Origin of the sequence: Fretibacterium fastidiosum, assembly GCF_000210715.1 — a bacterium.
GTDB lineage: Bacteria > Synergistota > Synergistia > Synergistales > Aminobacteriaceae > Fretibacterium > Fretibacterium fastidiosum.
Genome location: NC_021038.1, coordinates 2184055 through 2184609, shown reverse-complemented (window position 1 = coordinate 2184609; position 555 = coordinate 2184055). Strand labels below are relative to the sequence as shown.

The window sequence follows — 555 nt, the reverse complement described above, 5'->3', positions numbered from 1 at the left end:
CAGCCACAGGGGCCTTCTCCGGCCCTCCTCGTCCACGGCGTAGGCGATGAACAGGTAGACGGAACTCATGACGCAGACGGCCATCCAGAGGCCGAACATGTTCTGCTGGGCGGTGTTCCCGATGTAGTTGCCCGGCGTCGGCAGGATGACGGAGCTCAGGGACTGCAGGCCCGACAGGGGTGTCCCCTCAAGGAATTCCAGCCCGTTCAACCCCCGGATCTGCAGCTCCGCGAACAGGACGTTGATCGCCCCGTTGACGTTGGCCAGCCACAGGATCGGCCGGAGGCTCCCGTTGGGGAAGGAATCGACGCTCAGCACGTAGAAGGCCCACACCGCCGCCAGGCAGATGAGCTCGTGCAGCATCCCCGTCGCGGAGGAGATGGGGGTCCAGAGCGGCATGAGGGCGCAGTAAACCAGCATCAGGGCCCAGATCGACCCGAAGAGGTCCACCCTCAGCGTCAGGCGGTCCCCGCCGTTTCGGACGAGGCGCCAGCCCGCCGTCAGGAGGGCAAGAGCGACAGGGAACCCTGCCACGGACCACTTCATGATGTGCAG

At 65.8% G+C, this 555-nt stretch carries 1 pseudogene; it reads right to left on the bottom strand.

What is annotated here, in order from left to right:
• A pseudogene (locus SY1_RS09875) lies at positions 1-555 on the bottom strand (hypothetical protein); the annotation flags it as partial.